This is a genomic window from Neisseria sp. P0021.S007, from assembly GCF_051956855.1.
In genome coordinates, this window is the sequence record NZ_JBQCXA010001759.1 from 1 (window position 1) to 438 (window position 438).

Genomic DNA, 438 nt, shown 5'->3' on the forward strand with positions numbered 1-438 from the left:
CCGCCAATGCCCGTGAGTGCAAACACCTGTCGCCTTTGTTGGGAGAACTGCCCAAAGATATGACCGTCTATGCCGACAAAGGCTATGACAGTGAGGAAAACCGGCAACATCTGGAAGAACATCGGTTGCTGGACGGCATTATGCGCAACGCCCACCGCAAACATCCGCTGTCGGAAGCGCAAACCAAACGCAACCGATATTTGTCGAAGACCCGTTATGTGGTCGAACAAAGTTTCGGTACGCTGCCCCGTAAATTCCGCTATGCGCGGGCAGCCTATTTCGGTCTGCTCAAAGTGCGTGCACAAAGCCATCTGAAGGCGATGTGTTTGAACCTATTGAAAGCCGCCAACAGGCTAAGTGCGCCTGTTGCTGCCTAAAAGGCGGCCCGGATGCATGATTCTCGGGTGTCCGGGGAGGATTAAGGGGGCATTTGCGTAG

Annotated in this window: 1 protein-coding gene; it reads left to right on the forward strand. The window is 54.3% G+C overall.

Annotated elements, in window-relative coordinates:
- A partial coding sequence (locus ACTHUR_RS21310) for a transposase (RefSeq protein ID WP_440400804.1) occupies positions 1-377 on the forward strand: 377 nt, incomplete at its 5' end.
- Positions 378-438 lie beyond the last annotated feature (61 nt).